The following is a 2696-nucleotide window of genomic DNA, read 5'->3' as shown; positions in this document are numbered from 1 at the left end:
TTAACTTCGAAGACCCCGTATATGACCGGACTTCTACTCACTCCCGGTAATTCCCACGGAAGCTGAGATGCGTCCCCGTCGTCGCCTGGACTGCGTTCAGATCAAGGTTAACCTCACCGGGCCGTGGATATCCGCCGCGCGTGACGCTCTGGCGCTCACCGCCGAGCTGGGCATCGGCCGTCGGGTCTGCTTCTGCGCGGACCCGGCTGGAACGGCGGAACGCGGCGGAATAGCGCTGCTCGACGAGGGAATCATCCTGCGACTGCGGCAGTACGGTGCCGGACACGGTGATGCGACGGTCAGGCTCCGGCCGGCCCGGCGATCCCGGCTGGCTCGGCCTGCGCCCCGACCGCGTCGCGGTGTTCCGGATGGAGGCGGACTGGACGGGGGAACGCAGGGTTCCCGCGGCCTCGCTGACCGCACACCCGGAAGCACGTCGGGTGACCGACGTCCTCGTCGGCGCGACGTCGCCGCGGGAACTGTTCTCACCCCGCCAGCGCCGGTTCCTTCGCGAGTACGCGGACCGCCCCATCGACCTGGACAGCCTGTCCGTACTGGGCCCACTCGACGGTGTCCGCTGGAACACCCCGGTTCCGATCCCGGTGGCGGGTTTTCCCGTGGCGGCCGAGAGATGGCGGCTCGCCCCCGGTCCCGGCGACCGCGGGCTCGATCTGCTGGAATTGTCCATCCGGGTTGAGCCGGATGGTGCCCAGATCGCCCAGATCGCCTTCGAGGCCGCCCTGCGCCGCCTCGGGCTCGACATCGAGGAGGACGAGGAGACGAAGACCCGGCGCGCCCTGGCCCTGCTGACCGCAAGACCCTGATAGCGCGAGGTGGCCCCGGCGGAGATCCTCCGCCGGGGCCACCGTCAAACAATCGGATCCGATGTCCTCGTGAGGAGCCGGACCCGATCAGGGTGAGACGATGAACGAGGGGCTGATCGCGACCGTGGTGTTGACGAACCGTCCCGACGCCACCTTGAGCGCGGCGATGACGTCAAGGGCGTCCCCATCCTCCGCAGCATTCGCGAACCAGGGTGCGGAGATTGGCACCGTCAACGGCTTGTTGAAGGCCTTTCTCGGGTCCCCCGGCTTGACCGGAATCTTGCCGATCACGTTTCCGGTGGCCACGACGACGAACCGGCTCAGGTTGCGAACAGAAACACTGAGCGTGTATTCGGCGCCACCGAAGTCAATCAGGCTCTCCCCGATCTCGACGTCGGCGATGACATCGAAGGCCTTGTCATCCGCGATGACATCAATGGTGTTGTTGGTACCACTGTCGACGGCGTAGACCGACTTGACGGTGGCGTCCCACTGTCCGGGCATGACGGTATTCCTCCCCAACTGATACCGCTGACGGCGTGTCGCTTTTCAGTCTGGGAAATGGGAACGGGGGCACGCGTCAGGGAGATCCCTAAAAAAGCTGACTACCGTGCCCGGGACGGGGAGGGTTCAGTGGCTCTCGGCGGTGGTGGCGGGAGCGGCCGGACTCGGCCCGGCGGACGGGCCGGGGTCGCCGTACCAGACCGTCCGGCGGATGTGATCGACGTAGCTGACGATGATGTGCAGCACCCGGCGGGAGACGTCGTCGACGTCGTAGTCGGCGACGACCCGGGGGCGGCGGTCGCTCTCCGCCTCCCGGACGACGAGCTCGACCGCGTCGAGGATCCGGTCGGGGCGCAGCACGCTGGAGACGCCCACGCCGCGGTCCATGCCCTCCGGGCGCTCGTGGGCCTCCCGGATCAGCACCGCAGGGAAACCGACGAGGGACGCCTCCTCGGTGAGCGTGGCGCTGTCGGACAGCACGCACAGCGCGGACCGCTGCAGGGCGAGGTAGTCACAGAATCCGAACGGCCGGCAGAAGCGCACCCGCTCGTCGATGAGCGGGAAGTGTCCGGAGCGGCGCAGCGCCGAGAGCCGCTCGCGGGTCCGCGGGTGGGTCGAAACGATCACCGGCAGCCGGTAGCGGGCCACCAGCCGGTTAAGGGTGTCCAGCAGCGCCGACAACGTCTCGGGGCGGTCGACGTTCTCCTCCCGATGGGCGCTGACGAGCAGGTACCGGCCGACCTGCACCCCGAGGGTGGCGAGCACCGACGAGGTGTCGATGAGCGGCGCGTAGTGGGTGAGCACCTCCTTCACCGGCGATCCGACGACGAAGACCCGCTGCGCGGGCAGTCCCTCGGCGAGCAGGTGACGGCGGGCATGTTCGGTCAGGGCGAGATGCACGTCGCTGAGGTGATCGACGACCCTACGGTTGATCTCCTCGGGAACCCGCTGGTCGAAGCTGCGGTTCCCGGCCTCGAGATGGAACACCCCGATGCGCCGGCGCTTCGCCGGGATCGCGGCGAGGCAGGTGTTCGTGTCGCCGTAGAGCAGCACGGCGTCAGGCTCCTCGGCGGCGAGCACCGGGTCCACCCGGGCGATGATCCTGCTGATCGTCTCCGCGGGCGTGGCTCCGGCAGCCTCCAACATGTGGTCCGGTCGGCGGATGCCGAGCTCCTCGAAGAAGATTCCGCTCAGTTCGTGGTCGTAGTTCTGGCCCGAATGGACCAGACACAGGTCGACCGCCTGGTCGAGGGCGGCGATCACCCGGCTAATCTTGATCACCTCCGGCCGGGTGCCGACGATGACCATGACCCGCAGGCGCCGCCCGCGCGGTCCGGCGGCGTCGTCCGCGGCCGGCCCCGCCCGGGC

General features: G+C 68.5%; 4 protein-coding genes. 1 reads left to right on the top strand and 3 read right to left on the bottom strand.

Going from position 1 to position 2696, the window contains the following annotated elements:
- Nucleotides 1–37: 37 nt before the first annotated feature.
- Nucleotides 38–286: a hypothetical protein gene (locus tag AC08OU_RS24330; protein ID WP_476601079.1), complete on the bottom strand. Its 249-nt coding sequence runs from the start codon at nucleotides 284–286 to the stop codon at nucleotides 38–40.
- 1 nt (nucleotide 287) lies between these two features.
- On the opposite strand from AC08OU_RS24330, the gene AC08OU_RS24325 reads away from it, so the two are divergent.
- Entirely contained in the window at nucleotides 288–824 is a 537-nt protein-coding gene (locus AC08OU_RS24325) for a hypothetical protein (protein WP_462186969.1), read from the top strand.
- A gap of 87 nt (nucleotides 825–911) precedes the next feature.
- Here AC08OU_RS24325 and AC08OU_RS24320 read toward each other — a convergent pair whose 3' ends face one another.
- A complete protein-coding gene (locus AC08OU_RS24320; protein WP_462186970.1) occupies nucleotides 912–1328 on the bottom strand; it encodes a hypothetical protein in 417 nt (138 codons plus the stop codon).
- Nucleotides 1329–1454: 126 nt separating this feature from the next.
- Entirely contained in the window at nucleotides 1455–2645 is a 1191-nt protein-coding gene (gene wecB / locus AC08OU_RS24315; protein ID WP_476605912.1) for a non-hydrolyzing UDP-N-acetylglucosamine 2-epimerase, read from the bottom strand.
- Between the last annotated feature and the right edge of the window lie 51 nt (nucleotides 2646–2696).

The sequence above is a fragment of the Frankia sp. CcMO1 genome (genome assembly GCF_977945845.1).
The sequence above is the reverse complement of the archived record's forward strand: the minus strand, read 5'-3'. Positions and strand labels throughout refer to the sequence as shown.

Bases quoted from the DNA above. Each gene is read 5' to 3' on its own strand.
- AC08OU_RS24320 (WP_462186970.1), bottom strand. From the start codon at position 1,328: ATGCCCGGACAGTGGGACGCCACCGTCAAGTCGGTCTACGCCGTCGAC.